The sequence below is a fragment of the Paraburkholderia sp. SSBN10T genome (genome assembly GCF_056619545.1).
Genome location: NZ_JBWQQI010000001.1, coordinates 290,617 through 312,361, shown reverse-complemented (window position 1 = coordinate 312,361; position 21,745 = coordinate 290,617). Strand labels below are relative to the sequence as shown.

At 63.6% G+C, this 21,745-nt stretch carries 17 protein-coding genes and 1 pseudogene; 2 read left to right on the top strand and 16 right to left on the bottom strand.

Annotated elements, in window-relative coordinates:
- Positions 1–39: 39 nt before the first annotated feature.
- The 10 genes from AC1ECK_RS01460 to AC1ECK_RS01415 all read right to left on the bottom strand — a co-directional run bounded on the left by AC1ECK_RS01460 (position 40) and on the right by AC1ECK_RS01415 (position 12,462).
- A complete protein-coding gene (locus AC1ECK_RS01460) occupies positions 40–1,155 on the bottom strand; it encodes an ABC transporter ATP-binding protein (RefSeq protein ID WP_480315157.1) in 1,116 nt (371 codons plus the stop codon).
- Between the two features lie 3 nt (positions 1,156–1,158).
- Positions 1,159–2,004: a carbohydrate ABC transporter permease gene (locus AC1ECK_RS01455; protein WP_480315558.1), complete on the bottom strand. Its 846-nt coding sequence runs from the start codon at positions 2,002–2,004 to the stop codon at positions 1,159–1,161.
- A 16-nt stretch (positions 2,005–2,020) separates the two neighbouring features.
- Complete coding sequence (locus AC1ECK_RS01450) at positions 2,021–2,995, bottom strand: carbohydrate ABC transporter permease (RefSeq protein ID WP_480315156.1); 975 nt, start codon at positions 2,993–2,995, stop codon at positions 2,021–2,023.
- 26 nt (positions 2,996–3,021) lie between these two features.
- On the bottom strand, positions 3,022–4,278 hold the full coding sequence (locus AC1ECK_RS01445; RefSeq protein ID WP_480315155.1) for an ABC transporter substrate-binding protein: 1,257 nt from the start codon (positions 4,276–4,278) through the stop codon (positions 3,022–3,024).
- Between the two features lie 147 nt (positions 4,279–4,425).
- Positions 4,426–5,637 carry an anhydro-N-acetylmuramic acid kinase gene (locus AC1ECK_RS01440; RefSeq protein WP_480315154.1) on the bottom strand — a complete coding sequence of 404 codons (1,212 nt, stop codon included), beginning with the start codon at positions 5,635–5,637 and terminating at the stop codon, positions 4,426–4,428.
- A 52-nt stretch (positions 5,638–5,689) separates the two neighbouring features.
- Positions 5,690–6,766, bottom strand: a complete 1,077-nt coding sequence (locus AC1ECK_RS01435) for a LacI family DNA-binding transcriptional regulator (protein ID WP_480315153.1) — start codon at positions 6,764–6,766, stop codon at positions 5,690–5,692.
- A 199-nt stretch (positions 6,767–6,965) separates the two neighbouring features.
- The gene (locus tag AC1ECK_RS01430; RefSeq protein WP_480315152.1) at positions 6,966–7,916 is read right to left on the bottom strand and encodes a DUF979 domain-containing protein; all 951 of its coding nucleotides are present in this window, start codon (positions 7,914–7,916) and stop codon (positions 6,966–6,968) included.
- On the bottom strand, positions 7,913–8,650 hold the full coding sequence (locus AC1ECK_RS01425; RefSeq protein WP_480315150.1) for a DUF969 domain-containing protein: 738 nt from the start codon (positions 8,648–8,650) through the stop codon (positions 7,913–7,915). The genes AC1ECK_RS01430 and AC1ECK_RS01425 overlap by 4 nt, the downstream gene beginning before the upstream one ends.
- A 37-nt stretch (positions 8,651–8,687) precedes the next feature.
- Positions 8,688–10,406: a hydantoinase B/oxoprolinase family protein gene (locus AC1ECK_RS01420; protein WP_480315148.1), complete on the bottom strand. Its 1,719-nt coding sequence runs from the start codon at positions 10,404–10,406 to the stop codon at positions 8,688–8,690.
- Positions 10,407–10,422: 16 nt separating this feature from the next.
- Complete coding sequence (locus AC1ECK_RS01415; protein ID WP_480315146.1) at positions 10,423–12,462, bottom strand: hydantoinase/oxoprolinase family protein; 2,040 nt, start codon at positions 12,460–12,462, stop codon at positions 10,423–10,425.
- Between the two features lie 251 nt (positions 12,463–12,713).
- Between AC1ECK_RS01415 and AC1ECK_RS01410 the strand changes: the two genes are divergently transcribed.
- Complete coding sequence (locus tag AC1ECK_RS01410; RefSeq protein ID WP_480315144.1) at positions 12,714–13,622, top strand: LysR family transcriptional regulator; 909 nt, start codon at positions 12,714–12,716, stop codon at positions 13,620–13,622.
- A gap of 35 nt (positions 13,623–13,657) precedes the next feature.
- Here AC1ECK_RS01410 and AC1ECK_RS01405 read toward each other — a convergent pair whose 3' ends face one another.
- The 6 genes and pseudogenes from AC1ECK_RS01405 to AC1ECK_RS01380 form a co-directional block, all read right to left on the bottom strand.
- The gene (locus AC1ECK_RS01405) at positions 13,658–14,593 is read right to left on the bottom strand and encodes a porin (protein ID WP_480315142.1); all 936 of its coding nucleotides are present in this window, start codon (positions 14,591–14,593) and stop codon (positions 13,658–13,660) included.
- A 121-nt stretch (positions 14,594–14,714) separates the two neighbouring features.
- Positions 14,715–14,786: pseudogene (locus AC1ECK_RS01400) on the bottom strand (hypothetical protein); the annotation flags it as partial.
- 133 nt (positions 14,787–14,919) lie between these two features.
- Complete coding sequence (locus AC1ECK_RS01395; RefSeq protein WP_480315140.1) at positions 14,920–16,458, bottom strand: ABC transporter substrate-binding protein; 1,539 nt, start codon at positions 16,456–16,458, stop codon at positions 14,920–14,922.
- A 34-nt stretch (positions 16,459–16,492) separates the two neighbouring features.
- On the bottom strand, positions 16,493–17,329 hold the full coding sequence (locus AC1ECK_RS01390; RefSeq protein ID WP_480315138.1) for an ABC transporter permease: 837 nt from the start codon (positions 17,327–17,329) through the stop codon (positions 16,493–16,495).
- Positions 17,326–18,303 carry an ABC transporter permease gene (locus AC1ECK_RS01385; RefSeq protein ID WP_480315136.1) on the bottom strand — a complete coding sequence of 326 codons (978 nt, stop codon included), beginning with the start codon at positions 18,301–18,303 and terminating at the stop codon, positions 17,326–17,328. The genes AC1ECK_RS01390 and AC1ECK_RS01385 overlap by 4 nt, the downstream gene beginning before the upstream one ends.
- On the bottom strand, positions 18,300–20,051 hold the full coding sequence (locus AC1ECK_RS01380; protein WP_480315134.1) for an ABC transporter ATP-binding protein: 1,752 nt from the start codon (positions 20,049–20,051) through the stop codon (positions 18,300–18,302). The genes AC1ECK_RS01385 and AC1ECK_RS01380 overlap by 4 nt, the downstream gene beginning before the upstream one ends.
- A gap of 350 nt (positions 20,052–20,401) precedes the next feature.
- On the opposite strand from AC1ECK_RS01380, the gene AC1ECK_RS01375 reads away from it, so the two are divergent.
- The gene (locus tag AC1ECK_RS01375; protein ID WP_480315133.1) at positions 20,402–21,733 is read left to right on the top strand and encodes an NAD(P)/FAD-dependent oxidoreductase; all 1,332 of its coding nucleotides are present in this window, start codon (positions 20,402–20,404) and stop codon (positions 21,731–21,733) included.
- Positions 21,734–21,745 lie beyond the last annotated feature (12 nt).

Genomic DNA, 21,745 nt, shown 5'->3' with positions numbered 1-21,745 from the left:
ATTTCTCCATTCGCAGTGAAACAGCGATAGCCTGTAACTTCACGAGATTCTGGTTTCGGTCGCTGCGTCGAAGAGGATCGCCTGGTTCATGTCGAACCAGAACGTCGCTGGGGATCCGGCCTGCAGCGACGTTTCGCGATCCAGCCGCGCCGTCATTTCGAGCCCTTGCCACTTGATGACCGCCAGCGTATCGGGACCGGTCGGCTCCAGAACTTCGACGGTGGCCGACACGGACTGCCAGTTCGAGACGTCGGCGTCCGCCGGACGTTGCCACGAAATTGCCTCCGGTCGAAGACCCACCAGGACATTTTGCGGCAGGATCTTGCCGGGCGGGTAGCCATCGGGAAGTCGCAAAGCCACGTCGCCAAGACCACTGCGGCCCGTGTGGCCAACCACAATTTTGCGCTCGCCAGCGTGGAAGCGGGCCGGGAACAGGTTGATCGATGGGGAGCCGATGAACGACGCAACGAAAGTGTTCGCGGGCGTGTCGTACACCTCTTTCGGCGTTCCTATCTGTTGAACCACACCCTTGCGCATCACGGCAATGCGGGTCGCCAACGACATCGCCTCGACCTGATCGTGGGTCACATAGACGATGGTCGCAGCAAGCCGTTGATGAAGTTTCTTCAGCTCGGTTCGCATTTCAACGCGAAGTTTGGCATCGAGGTTGGAGAGCGGCTCGTCGAACAGGAAAACCTTCGGCTTGCGAACCAAAGCGCGCCCCATCGCGACGCGCTGTCGCTGCCCGCCGGAGAGATGCGCGGGTTTGCGGTCCAGATATTCGGTCAGTTGAAGCTGCTCGGCGACCCGTTCGATCGCGTCGTTCCTTTCCCTCGCCGGCACCCCGCGCATTTCAAGCCCGAAGCCCATGTTTCGACGAACCGTCATGTTCGGATAGAGCGCATAGGACTGGAAAACCATTGCGATGTCGCGGTCCTTTGGACGTGCGGTCGTGATGTCGCGACCACCGAGCATAAGGCGTCCACTGGATATATCGGCAATTCCGGCGATCGTACCCAGCAGGGTGGACTTCCCGCAACCGGAGGGCCCGACGAGAACCAGAAACTCTCCACTGCCGATGGAGATATTGATGTCTTTCAGCACGTCCTGTGATCCATAGGACTTGCTTGCATGGTGAATTTCGAGCGAATACATGAGTTACCCCTTGACGGCGCCGGCCAACAGGCCGCGAATGAAATGGCGGCCTGCCAGGACGTAGACGAGAAGCGTAGGAATGCCGGCTATCAGCGCGGCCGCCATGTGGACGTTGTATTCCCTCACTCCGGTCGAGCTGTTGACGAGGTTGTTCAACGCAACCGTGACAGGTTGGCTTCCACTCGCCGAAAACGTGGCTCCGAACAGAAACTCGTTCCAGATATTGGTGAATTGCCAGATCACCGTGACCACCACCACCGGCACCGAGTTGGGAATCAGGATTCTCCAGAAGATGCTAAAAAATCCTGCGCCATCCAGTGTGGCCGAGCGGATCAGTTCCTGCGGGAACGAGGCGAAACTGTTCCGGAAGAACAAGGTAGTGAAGGCAAGCCCGTAGACCGTGTTGACAAGAACCAGACCCAGTGTGGAGGACGCCAGCCCAAGTACGCCGAGGGTTCGTGCCATCGGCAGCAGGACAATCTGGAACGGGATGAAGCAGCCGAACAGGATGAAGGCAAACACGATGTTTGCCCCGCGGAATCGCCACAACGACAATGCATAGCCGTTGAAGGCGCCGACGCAGGTCGAAATCGCCACCGCGGGAATGACCATCTTGATGGAGTTCAGGAAATAAGGGGCCATCCCGTCGCATGCCATGCCGATGCAGGCGCCGGACCACGCCTTCAACCAGGGGCCGAACGTCGGATGCGACGGCAGGGCCATCATGTTTCCACTGCGGATTTCGTCGAGGCTCTTGAACGAAGTGACGAGCATGACGAAGAGCGGCACGAGGTAAATAAAAGCAAACGCGGCTAGCGCGGCGAAAAGAACCACGCGGCCTGCCCTGATTCCCGGCGCCTGCCGCTCAAGCGCGATTCTGTTCACGATTGTCTCCTCCAGCGAGTTCGGAATAAAGATAGGGGACCATGATCGCGGCCATCGTGATCAGCATCATCATGGCACTGGCGGCACCGACGCCAATCTGGTTGCGCGAGAACGTCGCGGAATACATGAATGTGGACGGCAGCTCAGTGGAATACCCCGGACCACCGTTGGTCAACGCAACGACAAGGTCGAAGCTCTTGATCGCAAGATGCGTCATCAAGACCAGCACGGTGACAAATGCCGGCCGCATCATCGGCACAATGATCCTCAAGTACACCTTGGGAAGACTCGCGCCGTCAATTCGCGCCGCGTTGACGATCTCGTCGCTCACGCCCCGCAACGCGGCGAGGAAGGTCGCCATCACGAACCCCGACGACTGCCAGACAGCGGCAATGACCAAGGTGTAGATGGCGTATTTCGGGTCGATGATCCAGTCGAATGTGAATCCCGTGAATCCGAGTTCGCGTACCAGCTTCTCGATCCCGAAGCCGGGATCGAGAATCCATTTCCATGCGGTGCCGGTGACGATGAACGATATCGCCATCGGATACAGGTATACCGTCCGCAGCACGCCCTCGATACGGATCTTCTGGTCGAGCAGGATCGCAAGCAGCAAGCCGATCACCGTCGAAAGTCCGACGAACAGCGGACCGAAGATGGCGATGTTTTCGATCGCTACGTACCACCGCGGTGTTGACCAAAGGCGCACGTAGTTGTAAAGACCGACGAAGCTATAGTCGGGGGTCATCCTCGAAGCGCTGAACGACAGATATCCGTTCCAGACAATGAAGCCATAGACGAATACCAGTGAGACAGCAACCGTCGGCGCGAGAACTATCTGCGGCAACCAGCGTCGCACGCGTTCGGCGAACGCCCTCACGCCCAACCCGCCGGACGGACTCGCATGCACCGGCTCACTCGCCAGGCTGTGCTTTTGATCGTTTGCTGTTTGCATTTGTCCCGCCCATTTTGTGTCCGGAGTTACATCGCGTTCTGGACAGCGTCGACCAGTTGCTTGACGGCATCCTGCGAACTCATGTTCGAATTGAAAAAGTGAGTCACCACGTCGAGGTAGGCGCCCACGACGGCCGGCGGTGCTGCATGGTTGAACGTCATGCTTGGCATGAAGCCGCCGTTCGAGAGCGCAATCTTCCGGTCGTCGATCGACTTCTGGCCGCATGCATCGATCCCTTGGACCGGCGCGTCAAGCCGTGCAGGAATGGTTCCTTTGATCAGGCTGTAGCTGGCCTCGACCTTCGGGTCCGTGACGACGGACGCGAGCAGCAACTGCGTTTTGCGATCGGCATTCTTGCCGGCAAACATGGCGAACTGGTTGCTGAGAAACACGACGTCGCCTTGCGTCCCAGGATAGGAAACGCAGGTGATGTCTTTACCTGGCGTGAGCCCGGCGCTAATGAACTCCCCCTTCGCCCAGTCGCCGATGATCTGCATGCCGGCCTTGCCCTGGCTTACCATGGTCGAAGCGAGGTTCCAGTCGCGATTGGTAAAGTCGGGATCCACGAGTCCACGGATCTGGCGCAGCTCGTCAAAAGCCTTGACCATCGTGTCGCTGCCGAGCGCCTTCGGATCGAGATCGACGAACGCCTTGCGATAGAAGGCTGGCCCGCCGACCGCCAGCACCGCACTGTCGAAAATCACACCCTGCTGCCACGGCTGACCGCCGATCGCAAGAGGCACGACACCCGCCGCCCTGAATTTCTTGCCGAGGTCGATCAGGTCCTGGAACGTCACCGGCGGCTTACCGCCAACCTTCTGCATCAACTTCGTGTTGATCCATACCCAGTTGGAGCGGTGCATATCCAGAGGCGCCCCGACATAGTGCCCCTGGTACTTCGCGAACGCCTGAAGCTCCTTGGGAAAAACAGCATCCCAGTTTTGCTTCTTCGCAACCTCGTCCAGGTTCACGAGCGCGCCGGTCTTCGCCCAATCGGTGACGGCGAGACCCAGCAACTGGACGGCGCCCGGCGGGTCGCCAGCCGTAACGCGTGCACGCAGCGCGGTCATTGCAGCGTCCCCGCCGCCTCCGGCAACGGGCGCGTCTTTCCACGCGCCGCCTTCGGCCTGCAGTTCTTTTTTCACCACCGCGAGCGCGGCCGCCTCACTACTGGAGGTGTACCAGTGTTCGACCTCGATGGAACCCGCGCGAGCGACCGGCGTCATGCCAAGAAGCGCGACTGAGAGCGAGGTAGCGATCAAGGTGTTCCTGAAGGTTTTCATGTCTCCGTCCTTTATGTCTGAGCCGAGTGCCTCGGCCTTATCGAGCGGTCGCAGCCGCCAGGGAAGCGCAACCACCATAAACGTTTAGTTCTTGCCCGCTGGCAATGATCGTCTTTGCGGCGTCGATGCCTTTTTAATGCTCCGCGGTCAGCCCAGGACCCTTGCGAGGCGCGGCGGCATCACACACTTGCCCAGGATCGTGAAGCTCGAGGCGCCGCTTGCGGCTGGGATATTGTTGGCAAGCCGGTTCACATGGGCATACGCCAGCGTGGCGAATTTCACGGCTTCCTTGAACTGTGGAGGGATCCCGAACGCATCGGAGCTCACCAGTTCCAGTCCGCCCGGAAGATGGGCCACGATGCGCTTCATGAGGTAACCGTTGCGGACACCGCCGCCGCTCGCGATCACCTGCCGGATACTGTCGAGCCCCGGCACATGCTTTTCGATGGAGCGCGCAATCGACACGGCCGTGAATTCGGTCAGCGTGCACAGCAGGTCTTCTGCGGACAGGCCGCGGTTGTCGTCGATAACCTGATGGGCGTACTCGGCCCCGAAGTCACGCCGCCAGGCGCTGCGAGGCGGCGGCCGGTCGAAGAAGTCATGGGTCAGCAGAAGCGACAGGAGATCCCGCGCAACCTGGCCTTGCGAGGCCACCTCGCCCCCCGCGTCATACGGCCGCTTGAGAAGCTCGCGGCACGCGTGGTCGATCATGACGTTGCCCGGCCCTGTGTCGAACGCCATCATTTTCGAACGGTCAGCATAAGCAAGCTGGCAGTTCGCGATGCCGCCGATGTTCAGCGTCAGAACAGGTCCGATATCGCGGAACGCGACGAAGTCCAGATACTGCATCAACGGCGCGCCCGATCCGCCGAGCGCATGTTCCGACGGCCGGAACTGGGTCACCGTCGGCACGTTGCACACGCTCGCCACAATGGCCGGCTCGCCGATCTGGAGGCCACACGGAAACGGGCCGTTCTGCCAGCGCGCAACGAGATCGTCGCTGCCGGCAAAGTCCTTGAGCCGCAGATGGTCCGCCGGTTCCTGATAGATAGTCTGGCCGTCGTAGCCGATCACTTCGACATCCTCAGGTTTGAGCGACAGTTCGCGCATCAGCTCCCGCGCGCAGGACGCGTAGACCGCGCCAGCGGTGTAGTTCAGCCGGCACAATTCAAAGATCGTGAGGTCGTTGTCGAACGCTTTCAGGACATCCCTGGCAACGGCCTCGGGCCAGTCGTAGCTGCGGCCCGCTACGAACTTCGGCCGCCCCGGATTGCCGTCGCCGGACAATTCCAGTTCGACAACGACGGCATCGACGCCATCGAAGGAAGAGCCACTGTTCAAACCAATCGCAAGTGACATAAACGTTTAGTCTCCAATCGAACGTTAGCGCATTCCGATGCGCGAATTGACTTTATCTGAGGGGATGCCCTTCGCTTCCAGCGAAGCGGTTGCATCCACAGGAGTGGCGAATCCGCAGGGTAGGCTTGAGAACGAGTTCCTCCCCCGCGCCCTGATTCGCCTGTTTCAGCGCCCGGATCAGGAAAGCCCCGGCAGCCCTGCCGATTGCTGAGATATCCTGATCGACTACCGTGATCGGTGGATCGATCATCTCGGCCCATTCGAATTCGTCGAACGCGACGACCGCGATATCGGTGGGCACCTTGATATTCAGTTGATGCACCGCTTCGAGCGTGCCGTGCAGAAGCACTGTGTTCGACGCATACAGCGCCTCCGGCCAACGAAGCCGTGGGATGCTGATGAGGTACTGCGTTACCGCCTCTCTCGCAGTTGCACTCGAATTGCGGCCTTCGATGACATCGACCGTCGACCCCGTCGCCCTGGCTGCGGCCTCAAAGCCCGCTTGCCGCGGCTGCCGCGTACTCCACGTTTTCGTGTGCCCGACAAATGCCCAACGCTTGTAACCATGGCCCGCGAGATGCAAGCCAATGTCCATGCTTCCCTGGAAACTGTTGCTCGATACTGAGGAATACTGTTCAAAGCCCGCGGGAACCGGGCAGTCAACGAATATGAGTGGCAAGCCCCACTCGGAGAGTGCAGCCATGTTGGCTTCGCTCAGATTGTAGGTAACCACGACCGCAGCGACGCGCTGCGCCAACAGGGATGCAACGAACCGATCCTCTCGCGTTTGCGAGTATTCGCCGGCAAGTATCGTATCCATGGTCACGCAATCGAAACCCTCGACCTCAATGGCGGCCTCGAGGCTGCTAACCAGCACGGAATAATACTGATTGGCAATATTGGCAGTGAGTACGGCGACGACATTGCTTTTCGAGCCCTTCAGACTACGGGCATGCTGATTGGGCACGTAACCCAGCGACGCGGCAGCACTCAGCACGCGCTTGCGGGTTTCAGCGGAAACCCCCCTGCCTCCGTTGAGCGCGCGCGACGCCGTGAAGGTCGACACATTGGCTGCCGCACTGACGTCATGCAAAGTCGGGCGTTGCTGTTGCTCCCGTTGTTGCTTCATTACCAACCCTTGTAACCTAAACGTTTATTAAGAGTGCCACGAGTTTCACCGGGTTCACACCAGGGAAATCCCGATCGACGGGCAACGTTCACTTCCTACAGAAGATGCCACCGGGTTGATACAGCACCGCGTCGAAACCGGTGCGCCGAGCGGATCGACGGTCGCCGCGATCGGGTTGTCCGTCGCGACGCCGAACCGTTCACATCAGGTAATACAGCAGCAACATGTTGACGACGAGCACCATCATTGCCGTGGGCGCCTGCGCCTTGATCACGCCGTACCGGTCGGGCAACTCGAGCAACGCTGCCGGGATCAGGTTGAAATGGGCGGCCATGGGCGTCACCAGCACGCCCGTGTAAGCGGAAAACATGCCGAGCGCCGCGACGACCGCCGGATCGCCATGAAACGTGCCGATCAGCACCGGCACCCCAACGCCGCCCGCCATCAGCGGAAACGACGCAAAACCGCCGCCCATGATCACGGAGAAGAGCGCCATGCCGAGGCAATAGATCGCCACGGCGATCCAGCGCACGTCCACCGCCGCGTAGTGCTCGGCGAGCGAGGCAATCGCCTTGCCCACGCCCGTGTGCTGAAACATCGCGCCGAGCATCGCCAGCATCTGCGGCAGCACGAGCGTCCAGCCGATCATGTCGGTCAATTCGCGCGACTGGCGCACCGCCTGCGTAACGCTTTCGCGCGTGAGCCAGCACGCGATGCCGAGCGCCACGACGCAGCCAACGCCGAGTGCCGCGAGCGCACTGTTGGCCGGATCCAGCACGAAGAACGAGCCGATCTTCGTCTTGCTGAACACAAGCGAACCGATCAGCGTGATGGCCGGAATCGCCAGCGCCGGAATCAGCAGCTTCGGTCCGAGGCGAATCGCGGCGGCCTCGCGTACACTCCCCGGCAAGCGCCGCGCCGAGCCGTGGCGCAGCCCGCCGCATGCGGCGATCGCCGTCAGCAGCAACACCTGCGAACCGGCCAGTGCCGGCGGCATCCGGTCGCCGGCGATGAACAGCACGCCGAGATCGGCCCAGAAGAGCGCCGCCCACAGGCGCCGCGGATGCGCGGCGTCGCGCACGATCATCGCCGCTGCGGCGAGGAGCAGCGCACCGGCGAGCCAGTACAGGTATTGAGCCGAAACGATCATGTGCTTTGCTCCCCGAGTTCCGCAGCCGACTCGGCAACCGTGCCGGCGCGCTTGTCCAGTTTGCGTGCGAGCCAACTGTCGAGCCGGTACAGGCGGAAGCCGTGGATTGCAAAGACGCAGAGCGCGGTCGGAATGCCCGCTGCCGCAAGCCGCGTAGCGCTCACCTCGATGCCCACGCCCTCCAGGAAGTTTTGCATGAACAGCACCACGCCGAACGCGACGAACACGTCTTCGCCAAAGAACAGACCGATGTTATCCGCCGATGCGGCAAACGCCCGCAGCCGATAGCGCGCATCGCCGATCGGTCCGTGACGCTCCTGCGCGATGCCCTCGGCCATCGGCGCGATCATCGGGCGGACCATCTGGGCGTGGCCGCCGAGGCTCACCAGTCCCAGCGCCGCCGACAGTTCCCGGACGAACAGATATAGCACCAGCAGGCGCCCCGCCGTGGCCGCGCGGATCCGGACGATCACGCGCTGCGCATACTCGCGCAGGCCGTGCCGCTCCAGCAGGCCGATCACCGGAAGAGGCAGCAGCGTGATCAGCGGCAGGTTGCGCGCCTTAACGAAGCCAGTGCCCAACTGGGCGAGCAGGTCGTGCAGCGGCATCCTCGCCGCGACGCCGGTGGCAATCGCCCCGACCGTGACGACCAGCATCGGGTTGAAGCGGCAGGCGAAACCGAGTGCAACAACCACAACCCCGATCAGAGGCCAGAAATCGACCGCGGAATTCATAGCTCACTCCTTTGAAGAGACAGGGACCAGGCAAGCGTCAGGAGCGGGCGGCAGCCCCGTATTCGCTCAGAATCGCCGCGCGGGACACCTTGCCGTCCAGCACGTCGCGTTCGAGATCGTCGAGCCGGCGGCCTTCCGGCTCGCCGTATCCGCCTCCGCCGCAGGTCTCGATCCGGATGCTCTCGCCGGCCACGAGCCGCATTGCCGCCGGCTTCGAGTCGAGCACCGTCTCGCTTCCATCCGCGGCGCGCTTCAGGAGCCGCGCGCGACGGCCCGGGCGGCCGCCCGCGACGCCCTCCGGCAAGCCGACCCGATGGCTGTCGGAGCGCGCGGAAAACATCAGACCGTCGGCGAGCGCCGTGATTTGCCGCGCGATGCCCAAGCCGCCGCGCGTGCGTCCGGCGCCGCCCGAGTCCGCGATCAGCGCATATTCGTCGACGAGGAGCGGATATTCGTTTTCCATCGCTTCGACCGGCAGGTTCGACGAGTTCGTCATGTGGACGTGCACGCCGTCCATCCCGTCCGTATCGAGCCGCGCGCCGGCCCCGCCGCCGATGCTCTCCAGATAGACGAACTCGCCGGGGCGCGTGTTGAGCCGCCCCGAAAACACGATCACCGGACACACGTCGTTGCTCGCGGCCATCACCCTGCCGGCCGGCAGTACGCCGCGGAACGCGCCGAAAATCGCGCCGGCCACCTTTTGCGCGGTGATCGAGCGCGCGCCGACCGCCGCCGGCGGTGCCGGATTGACGATGGTGCCGAGCGGCGCTTCGATGTCGATCGGCTCGAACAAGCCGGCATTGGCCGGCAACTCGGGATCGAGCAACGCCTTCACCGCGTAATAGACGCAGGCGTTCAGCGCGCTGGTCGGCAGGTTCATCGCGCCGCGCGCCTCGCGGCCGGAACCGGCAAAGCTGAAATGCAGGCGGCGCCCGCTGACCGTGACCGCGACGCGGATCTCCACTGGCTCGCCGCCGAGGCCGTCGTCGTCGAGCCAGTTCGTGAACACATAGCTTCCCTGCGCCAGTTGCGCGATACGGTTCTCCAGCCGCAGCCGCGTATAGCGGATGACGTCGTCCACCGCTTGCAGCACGCTCGCGAGGCCCATCTGCGCGATTAGCGCCTCGACCGCGTCGACGCCGCGCTGGTTCGACGCAATCTGCACGCGCAGGTCGAGGTTGCGCTCGTCCGGGTCGCGTGTGTTGCTGCAGATGAGGCTCAGCACCTCGTCGTCGATCGAGCCCGCGCGCGCAATGCGCAGGGCCGGGATGCGGATGCCCTCTTCGAAGACCGTCCTTGCGTCGCCGGAAATAGACCCCGGCACCCTGCCACCGACGTCCGAGTGATGCGCGATGTTGGCAGCGAAGAAGACCGGTACGCCGTCGTGGAACACCGGCGTCACGATGTTGATGTCCGGCAGATGGCTACCCTTCGAAAGATAGGGATCGTTACAGACGAACACGTCGCCCTGCTGGATCGACGGCGCGGGAAACCGCGCGAGCACGGCCTCCACAGCGCCGTTGAGCGAGCCCAGATGCAGCGGAATCTGCGTGCCCTGCGCAACCAGCCGGCCGCGCACGTCGAACAGTGCGACGGAGCAGTCCTTGCGCTCCTTGATGTTGGTGGAGAACGATGCGCGGACCAAGGTGTTGTTCATGTCCTCGGTAATCGACAGCAGCCGGTTCATGAACACTTCCATCTCGATGGGATCGTGCAGCTTGGCTTCGTCTCGCGTAGTCTCGGTGCCCAGTTTCATTTGCAATGCTTACCTTTCAGGAAATGCGGATGATCAGATTGCCGAAGTCGTCGACCGTCAGCCGGTGCGCAGGGCCGATCACGGTCGTCGAGCTCATTTCCTCGACGACGGCCGGTCCTGTAATGACCGCGCCGCTGCCGAGCCGCATCCGGTCGAACACAGGCGTATCGATCCAGCCGTGCGCGCCGCCGTGATAGACGGAGCGGCTGCCCGTCTTCGCCACGTCGGCCTCGCCGGCGGACAGACGGGCCAGCGGCGCCTTCGCGACCTGCCCTACCGCCTTGAGCCGGCAGTTGATCACTTCGATCGCGCGGCCCGGCACGTTGTAGCCGTACTCGCGCAGATGCTCCGCCGCAAAGCGCTCCTCGAACGTGGCGAAGTCGTCCGAGCAAACCGTATTCATCGGCACCGGCACTTCGAAGTTCTGTCCGGTATAGCGCGCATCGAGCACGCGATACAGTTCGCGCCGCTCGGCGCCGACGCCTTCGCGATCGAACCATGCCGACGCCTGTTTCTCCAGCACGTCGACGCTCTCGACAATACGATGCCAGTTTTTCGAATCGACAATCGCAATCTGGCTGCGAACAAAATCGAACGACACGTCCGAAAGCAGGATGCCGCGCGCGCACATCGTGCCCGGCTCCTGCGGGACGATCACGACCGGTATGCCGCACTCCTGCGCGACGTCGAGCGCGTGAAGCGGCCCCGCGCCGCCATACGCATAGAGCGCGAACTCCGACAGCCCGTAGCCACGCTCGGTCGAAACGGAGCGGATGGCGCGGCTCATGTTCGCGTTGGCGATGCGCAGAATCCCTTCGGCCGCTTCCTCCAGCGTGAGCCCGAGTGGCCCGCCCACCTTGTCCATCATCACGCCGCGCGCGCCTTCGCAATCGACGCGCATGCGCCCGTTCAACAGTGAAACCGGATTCAGGCGCTGCAGCGCGACCTCGGCGTCGGTAATGGTCGGCTCGGTGCCGCCTCGCGCATACGCAACGGGGCCGGGCACCGCCCCCGCGCTGTGCGGGCCGACTTTCAGCGAACCGGCATCGTCGAGCCACGCGACGCTGCCGCCGCCTGCGCCGATCACGTGGATGTCGACCATCGGCGTCCTGACCGGATAGCCCGCCACCTGGCGATTCGAGGTGAAAAGGGGCTCGCCACGATAGATCAGCGAGACGTCGGTACTGGTGCCGCCGACGTCGAACGTGACCAGGTTCGGAAAACCGATCGCCCGGCCCACCGCCGCCGCGCCCACCACGCCGGCGGCTGGACCCGACAGGCAGGTTCGCACCGGATAGTGACGCACGGTGTCGATCGACATCAGCCCGCCGTTCGAATGGATCGTGAACGGTTCATCCCGAATGCCGAGCGCGGCGATACGCTCGACGAAGCGCTCCAGATAGCGCGCCATCTTCGGCCCGACCGCAGCGTTGAGCACCGTCGTCGACAGGCGTTCGAACTCGCGGAATTCGGGCAATACATCGCTCGACAGACTCAGGTAGGCACCGGGCAGCACCTCGCGGACGATGTCCCTCGCCCGGCGCTCGTGAGCCGGGTTCCGGTAAGCGTGAAGAAAACAGATCGTGACCGCTTCGATGCCCGCGTCGCGAAACTGCTCCGCAGCGGCGCGCACGGCGTCTTCGTCGAGCGGCACCCGTACCTCGCCGGATGCGTCGATCCGCTCGCGCACTTCGATGCGGTGCCTGCGCGGCACCAGCGCCGGCGGCTTGCCGACGCCGTAGTCGTACAGGTGAGGACGCACCTGGCGGCCGATCTCGAGCACGTCCCGAAAGCCATGGGTCGTGATCAGCCCGGTCGCCGCGCCTTTGCGCTCGATGACGAGATTGGTGGCGACCGTCGTGCCGTGACCGATGTGCGCGACCTCCGATGCCGCGATGCGATGCATGTCCAGCAGCCCCGCGATGCCATGCCCGATCGCCTCAGATGGATCGTGCGGCGTAGACGGCACCTTGTGAAACGCGACCTGTGCGTCGGTTTCGTTGACGAGCGCAAAGTCGGTGAAAGTGCCGCCGACATCGATTCCAATTCGATACATGAAAAATTCCCAGATTCGCCGCCGGTAGCCGGCAGTCTTGTGAGCCCTGCGAAACACTCTGGAAACAGGGGGAGAATATTGCCCTATTGCCCGCGCTGTTTCGGTCCACTATGCTTTCGCCAGTCCGCAGCGCATCGAGCGGTCATGCCGCCGTGCACCGCATGCGCGACCGACCGAGCCATCGTATGTGGCCAATTTGAGGACGTCGAATAAGGTCGCGTTATGTTTCAATCAATCGCGTTTATGGTTCCATGAAGACAGCAGACCTCAATCTCCTGTTCCATCTGGATGCACTCCTCACCTGCCAGAACCTGTCGCGCGCAGCAACGCAGATGGGCGTCACGCAGCCCGCCATGAGTGCCGCGCTCAGCCGTCTGAGGCGCATCTTCAACGATCCGCTGCTGATCACCGGTCACGGAGCGGTCGAGCCGACCGAGCGCGCCCTCGCGATCCACCGGGAATTCGCACCGCTGCTCGAAGGCTGGCGGCGCGCCACCGCGCCGCGCGACATCCTGGACGAGAGTGCGCCGGCGCGCGCTTTCACGCTGTATGCGAGCGACTACCTGCAGTTCTCGTGGCTGCCGGAGCTTGCGCACGCGCTCGAACGCGATGCGCCTGCCGTGCGGCTGCGCATCGTGCCGGCACGGCTGCATCACGGGCTTGGCATGCTCGCGTCGAATCACGCGGAGTTCGTGGCCGGCTATTACCCTGCCCCATCGAACGATCTGCGGGCCCGCCAGCTATTCCAGGAGCCGGCTGTGTGCCTGATCCGGCGCGGTCATCCATGCCTCGAAGGCGAATGGGACCTCGACGCATGGCTCGCATGCCGTCATATCGACCTCGCGGTCCACACGCGGCACTACAGCGAGACCCTCGACCAGAACCTGCAACACATCAACCGGCAGCGCATCATCGGAATGACGCTCGCGAGCTACCTGGCGGCGCCGTACGTCGTGGCGAAAACCGACCTGATCGCGACGCTGCCGGCCAGCGTCGGCCGGCATTTCTCAGAGCATCTCGACGTCGTGACGCTGCCGCCGCCTCTGGAACTGCCGCCGATACAGGTGTCGCTCTACTGGCACGAGCGCTATCAGACCGATCCCGCGCACGCGTGGCTGCGCCGTTTTATCGGCGAGCATCTGCCTGCCGTCGCCGAGTGAAGCGCAGCCGCTAGCGGGCGAGGCGAATGCGGCGCCTAGAAACTGTGGCGGATACCGACCCGCACCACCACCTGACTCGGCGTATTCGAGGCCGTGATATTCGTGTTCGCCGCCACCGCCGCCTCGCCCAGCGAATTCACCCCGCTCGCATGCTGATACACCCCGTTCACGTACAGCAGCGTGCGCTTCGACAGGAAATAGTTCGTCCCGAGATTCACCTGACGGTAACGCGCCCCGCTCGCCCAGGTGTAGCTGTACGCCGCCCCCAGCAGCAGTTGCGGTGTCACCAGGTACGTGTAGTTCCCCTCCACCGTGTCGAAGTGCGCATTGCCCCCCAGCGGCGTGGTCGTCGTTGGCACCACATCGCTGAACTGCACATTCGTATACAGCAGACCGAAATTCGAGCCCCCCAACTGGTACTTCGCCCCCGCCCCCGCGATCTGGATTGACGCCGCCGACGCATACCCGTCGAAAATCGGGCTGGTTAGCGGATTCGTAAACGCCTTGCCCGCCACCGGCGCCGCCGCCGCGCTCCATACCGCCGTCGCCGGATTGTTCACCTTCAGGTATGCCGCCGCCAGCCCCAGCGGTCCGTTGGCGTATGTCAGCGAGAAGTTCACCGCCTCGTCGCGGCCCATCGCCCCCGCCACGTTGCCGAACGCGTACGCCGCGCCGATCCGCAGCCCACCCAGCGTTGGCGACAGGTACTTCACCGCATTGTCCAGGTTGAAGTCGCCCCACACGTTGTCCACGTCCCCGGCGTGCGCACCCAGCCCTCCCGCGAACTTGCCCGACGCCGCCATCGGCACCAGGCTCTCGAACAGCAGGTCGTACTGCCGGCCCAGGCGCACCTCGCCGTACTGCGCGCTGCCCAGCCCCACGTAGGCCATCCGGCCGAACAGCGCACCGTTGTTGCCGAGCGCCCCGTTGCTCGGGTTGAAGCCGTTTTCCAGCTTGAAGAACGCCCTCATCCCGCCGCCCAGGTCCTCGTTGCCCGTCAGCCCCCACTTGCTGCTGCCAAGCCCCCCCCTGCGACATCGCCACCGACGACTTCCCGCCCTGGTTATTCGTATACTGAAAGCCCTCGTCGACCACGCCGTATAGCGTCACCGAACTCTGCGCGTGCGCCGCGCCCGCCAGCGCTCCACAAGCCACCACTGTCATGACCTTCTTCATTGACTTCCCCTCTATCTGAAACGGCTGTTAAAAATTCCAAACCTGTCAATTAGTCCTGCAAATTAAAATAGAAGGAGTCGGACATATCGAACCGCGATATGTCCTGCCCTTTGCCGATGTCTTATTTGATGCGGGTGTTTTCCAGCGAATAGCCCGACTGAAAACTGAGGAACGCGGGCATGTTGGTAAATCCCGTCACGGTGCTGCGAACCGCATAGCTCTGGTCGCGCCACATGAGAAAGAGAACCGGCGACAGGTCAAGCGCCCGGTCGACGAACTGCTGGTAGATCGCCGCACGCTTGACCGGATCGACGCTCGCGCGTCCGTCGTCGAGAAGCCGGTTGATTTCCGGATCGTCGAAATAAGCGGAATTCTCTTCGCGAACCAGAATCTTGCCGCCGTAATACAGGTTGCTTAGCCAGTCGGGATCGGTCACTTCGCCGACGTTGCCGATGAGCGCGAGGTCGTAGTCGCCGCTCGACACCTTGCTCATGCGCGTCGTCCAATCGGGCATATCGAGCTTGAGCCTGATGCCGATCTGCGCGAGCTGGGCCTGCAGCACCACCGCGATCTTCGAGTAGAAACTGTATTGCGAAGTGGCGACGAGCCGCGCCTCGAATCCATTCGGGTAGCCGGCTTGCGCCATGAGCTGCTTCGCCCGCGCGATATCGACCTTGTAGAAGTTCTTCTTTGCGTCCGAATAGCCGGGATAACCCTGCGGAATCGCCAAGCCCCAGATCGGCGTGCCCACGCCATCGAACGCGGTCTTCACGAGGGCGTCGCGATCCACGGTGTACGCGATCGCGCGCCGCACGTCCGCATTCGCGAACGGCTTGCAATGCATGTTGAAGACGATCCCCATGAACGGCCCGAGCGTGCGTTCGAGCCGAACGTCCGGGTCCTTCTGCAGCTCGGCGAGCGAGCGCGACGGCACGTAGTCGATGATGTCCACGTCGCCCGACTTGATCGCGTTCACGCGCGTATTCTCGTCGCTGTAGAAGTTGTAGACGATCTCATCCACGTACGGCTTGCCCTTCTTGTAATAGCCGTCGAACTTCTGCACGACCAGCTCGCGCCCGCGCGTCCAGCGCACGAACTTGAACGGCCCGGCGCCGATCGGCGTTGCCGTGCCCGCGTCGTCCTTGTGCTTCGCGAGCCACGCGGCGGGCACGATCACCGCCTCGGGCAGCGCGAGGTAGTGGATAAACGACACCGACGGCTGTTTGAGCACGAACCGTATCGTCTTCGGATCGACAACGTCGATGTGGTCGACGATCAGAAACTGGTTGCGAAACGACGCCGTGCTATTGGGCGCCATGATGTGGTCGAAGGTGGCCTTGACGTCGGTGGACGTGACCGTCGAGCCGTCATGGAACTTCGCGTCGCGCAGGTGGAACGTCAACGTCTTGCCGTCCGGGCTCAGCTCGTAGCTCTGGGCCAGCTCGGGCGACAACTTGCCGTCGACGCCATAGTTGACCAGCCCGCGAAAGATCGCCAGCTTCACCGTGCGGAACGTGGTGCCGGTCATGATGAACGGGTCCATCGTGCTCGGCTCGCCGGACAGTCCGAAGTAAAGCGTGTTGCCGGCGGCCTGTGCCGGGCTTGCGCAGCCAAGCCCCAACGACAAAACCATCAGCGCGACGTATAGCAGTCTTTTCATTGCACTTTCTTCCTGGTAGCGGGGTTAGGGACGTTCATGACTTGTTGAGCCGCGGGTCCAGCAGATCGCGCAGACCGTCGCCGATGAGGTTGATCGACAGCACGGTGAGCGCGAGACACAGCGACGGCCAGAAGAGGTACATCGGGTGTTGCGAGAGGTAATCCTGCGCGGTGCCGATCATCTGCCCCCACGACGGTTCGGGCGGCACGATGCCGAGTCCGAGGAAACTCAGGCCGGATTCGAGCAGGATGGCTTCGGCGACCGTCAACGTGGCCTGCACGACGAGCGGCGACAGCACGTTTGGCAGCACCACGACGCCCACCACGCGCGGCCACGTTGCGCCCATCGCGAGCTCGGCCTGGACGTATTCCTCTTGCACGACGCGCGCCACCGCCGACTGCGAGACGCGTGCGAAATGCGGCACGTAGACGATACCGATCACGATCGCAAGCGTGACGATGCCGCTCGGCCAGAAGCCCACCGCAAGCAATGCCAGCAGGATCGGCGGGAAGCACAGCAGAATGTCGACGCCGCGCATGACGGGAAATGCCAGCGGCGGCGGGCCGTAGCCGCCCGCCACGCCGAGCGCGGTGCCAAGCAACGCGGCGAACAGCGTCGCGCCCAGCGACACGAGGACGGTCGGCCGGATGCCGGCCAGCAGACGGCTCAGCAGATCGCGCCCGAGCTCGTCGGTGCCGAGCCAGTGCAGCGCCGACGATCCCTGATTCACGGCGCTCTGGTCGATCAGGTACGGGTCGCATGGCGCCAGCATGCGGCCGAAGATCGCGACCAGCACGACGAGCGCAACGACGACGAGGCTCGCGCAGGTCGCCGGACGGCGGCACAGTTGCAGCAGGATGCGTTGACTCATGTCCGTTTGCGCCGAATGCGCGGATCGAGCAGGCCATATACGAGATCCACGCCAAGGTTGATCAGGATGTACAGCGCGGCAACGGTCAGGATGCCGCCCTGCACCACCGGGTAATTGCGCTTCGAAACGGCGTCGACGAGCAGCGTGCTCAGGCCCGGCCAGTTGAACATCGCCTCGACCAGCACGGTGCCGCCCATCAGGTTGCCGAGTTGCAGCCCGACGATCGTGACGATCGGAATCGCCGCGTTGCGCAGCACGTGCCGCCAGACGATGCGGCGCTCGGGCGTGCCCTTCGCGCGCAGCGTGCGGACGAAATCGCGGCTCAGGATGTCGAGCATCGACGAACGCGTCATCCGCGCAATCGACGCGGACAAGCCGAAGCCGAGCGTGAACGCCGGCAGGACGAGGCGGCGGAAATGCTCGAACGGATTGCGAGCAAAGTCCATGTACCCGCTCGACGGCAGCCAGTGCAGATGCAGGCTGAACAGCACAACGAAAAGCGCGCCGAGGATGTACACCGGCACCGACATGCCGACGGTCGATACCGATGTCGAGACCGCGTCGATCGGCGTGCCGCGCCGCAACGCCGAGACGATACCGAGCGGCACGCCGATGACGATCGCGACGAGGATCGCGGCCAACGCAAGTTCGAGCGTATTCGGCAGGCTGCTGCGGATGTAGTCGATGACCGGATAGCCGTCGAAAACCGACTGACCGAGCTCGAGATGCAGCGTGCCGCGAAGCCAGTGCGCGTACTGCGTCAGCACCGGCTGATCGAGACCGAGCTTGCTGCGCATCGCCGCGATCGCCTCCGGCGACGGGTTGCTGTCTGTGCCGAGCAGCAGCCTCACCGGATCGCCCGGCATGACGTACATCAGTGAGAACACGAGCGTCGCAATGACGTAAAGCTGCACGAGCGCGGTAAACAGCTTGCGCGCGGCCAGCGTAGCGAACCAGGCGAGCTTGCCGTTCATGACTGGAGCGCCTGCGTGAAGGGAACTGGCCGCACCGCGCGCGGCACCGCTCCGAGCAGCATCTTCGTGTAGTCGTGCGCGGGCGCGGCGAAGATCGCGTCGGCCGATCCGCTTTCGACGATCCGGCCGCCCTGCATCACGGCGATCGTGTCGCTCACGTGCTCGACGACCGACAGGTCGTGCGAAATGAACAGGTAGGTCAGGTCGAACTCGTGCTGCAAGTCCTTCAGGAGATTCAGCACCTGCGCCTGCACGGAGACGTCCAGCGCCGACACCGCCTCGTCGCAGATGACGAGCGCCGGATGCAACGCCAGCGCGCGGGCGATCGCGATACGCTGGCGCTGGCCGCCGGAAAACTCATGTGGATAACGTACGAGTGCGCTTCGCGGCAAACCCACGCAATCGATCATCCGCGCGACGACGCGTGCACGCTCTGTTGCGCGACCGTTGACGACGAGCGGCTCCGCGATCAACTCCTCGACGGTTTGCCGCGGGTTCAGCGAACCGTACGGATCCTGGAACACCATCGCCATATCGCGGCGCGCCTGACGCAACGCCGGGCCGGAGAGGCCGGCCAGGTCCTGTCCGTTGAAGACGATGTTGCCCGAGTCGGGCGCCGTGAGCCGCATGATCAAGCGCGACAGCGTCGACTTCCCGCAGCCGGATTCACCGACGAGACCCATCGTCGTGCGAAACGGAATGTCGAAACTGACGTCGTCGACCGCGCGCAACCCGCGGCTCGGCGAAAACGCGCCGTCACGCACCACATAGGTCTTGCGCAGATCGCGCACGGACAGCAACGGCGAATGCGTGTCGGCCCTGCGCGGCATCGCATCGTGCAGGGACTGCGGCCCGGCCGGCACCGCATGCAGCCGCAAGGGGGCGTCCGTGTGCGCAGCCGTCGCTTCGGCTGCTTCGTCGTTCGCTGCGTCGAGCACGCTCCCCACCGACGGCAGCCGCTCGCGGCGGTCGCCGAGCAACGGCATCGCGGCAATCAGCGCACGCGTGTAGTCGCTCTTCGGCGCCGCGAACAGTTCGACCGTCGTTGCCTCTTCCATCTTGACGCCGCGATACATCACGACGACGCGATCGGCCACTTCGTAGATCACGCCGAGATCGTGCGTGATCAGGAGGATCGCGGCGCCGACCTCGCGGTTCAGGTCGCGCAGGATATCCAGCACCTGCTTCTGCACGGTGACGTCGAGTGCGGTCGTCGGCTCGTCCGCGATGATGATCTGCGGCCTGCACGCAACCGCCATCGCAATCATCACGCGCTGGCACTGCCCGCCCGAAAGCTCGTGCGGGTAGGACCTCATGCAGCGCACGGGATCGGCGATGCGTTCCTTGCGCAGCAACTCGACGCCGCGCCGGTACGCTCCGGCGCGACTCACGTCCTCGTGCAGACGGATCGCGTCGACGATCTGATCCCCGCAGGTAAACACCGGATCGAGCGACGACAGCGGGTCCTGAAAGACCATCGACATGCGGCTGCCGCGCATCCTGCGCAGCGACTGAGCGTCGAGCGAAAGCAGATCAGTGCCGCCGACCCTGATCGAGCCGTCGGTCACTTTCGCGTTCGGCGGCAGCAATCCCATGATGCCGAGCGACAGCAGTGTCTTGCCGCTGCCGCTTTCGCCGACGAGCCCGACGATCTCGCCGGGCCGCACCGAGAGCGACATGTTCTGCACGGTTGGGCGCAAGCCCTGCTTCGTCTCGAACGCAATGCACAGGTTATCGACTTCGAGCATGGAGTATCCCCGGTAGCCGTTCAATGAGCCGGCGTCGCGCCGGTCCGGTGGACGCGGCGGCACATCGCCAGGATGACGCATCGTGATCGATTCAATCTCAGCGCATCAATAACAGATCACGATCTATCTCAATGAGGCGGACACTATCACGGAGAATTCGGTTTCAAAAATGTTTCAACTGCTCGATAAATGGCATTTATAGCGGTATTTTTGTCGCAATGTGTTCTTGCCAGGCAAAACCCTGAAACAATCTCGATCACACTCTCCCATAAGAAATCTCAATTCACTCAAAATCGATCACGATAACGAGCGAGCACGATGACCGACACCGCCAACCCGACAGAAGCAACATGAGCCGAATCATTCCGGACCCCATCGCGCCGAATGCGGCTCTCCTGCCGCGCGAGGCGGACGTCGTCGTCATCGGCGGCGGTATCGTCGGCGTCAGCACGGCGCTGTTCCTCGCGCAGCGCAAGGTGCGCGTCGTGCTGTGCGAGAAAGGCCTGATCGGCGCGGAGCAGTCGTCGCGCAACTGGGGCTGGGTTCGCCAGATGGGCCGCGACACGGTCGAGATTCCGCTCTCGGTCGAAAGCCTGCGCCTGTGGCGAGCACTGCAACCGCGCTTCGGCATCGACACGGGTTTCCGGGAAACCGGCATCACCTATCTGTGCCGCACCGAGTCGGAGATGCACGAGTATCGCGAGTGGCTCGGCTCCGCGAAACGCTTCGACATCGACACGAGAATGCTTGGGAGAGCTGAGCTTCCTCATTACCTGCCGGGCGTTTCGGGAGATTTCGTCGGTGGGATGTATACCGCGTCGGACGGCCGTGCAGAGCCGCTGATGGCCGCGCCCGCGATCGCGCGGGCAGCGCGGGCGGCCGGCGCGCACATTGCCACGCGCTGCGCGGTACGCGGCATCGAGCGCGAGGCGGGCCGCGTGAGCGGTGTCGTCACCGAGCACGGCGAGATCCGCTGCGCGTCGGTCGTGCTGGCGGGCGGCGCGTGGTCGCGTCTCTTCGCGGGCTCGTTCGGCGTGCCGTTACCGCAGCTCAAGGTGCTCGGCAGCGCGGCGCGCATCGCCCCGCTCGAGGGGCTCACCGGCATGCCGGTCGGCGGAGACCACTTCGCGTTCCGCCAGCGGCTCGACGGTAGTTTCACCGTCGCGATGCGCAACTCGACGCTCGTGCCGATCGTGCCGGACAGCTTCCGGCTCTTCTCCGATTTCTGGCCGCGGCTGCGGCAGAATCGCCGCGAACTGCGCCTGCGCATCGGCAAGCGCTTCATCGACGAATGGCGCATGCAGCGGCGCTGGGCGCTCGACGCGATCTCACCGTTCGAGCAGATGCGCATTCTCGACCCGGCGCCGTCCGAATCGACCATCCGCGCCGGCCTCGCGCATCTTGCGCAGGCGTTCCCGGCGTTCGCCCGCGCCCGCGTGCTGCAAACCTGGGGCGGACTGATCGACGTGACGCCCGACGCGATCCCGATCATCGGCCCGCTCGCGACGCTGCCCGGCTTCTTCATCGCCACCGGTTTTTCCGGCCACGGCTTCGGCCTCGGTCCCGGCGCCGGACAGATGATGGCGCAGATCGTGACGAACGAGACGCCGACGGTCGACCCCGCGCCGTTTCGCTTCGAACGGTTCGACCGTTTCCCGGCTGCCTCGCTGCAGGCGGCCTGACTTCCGACACAG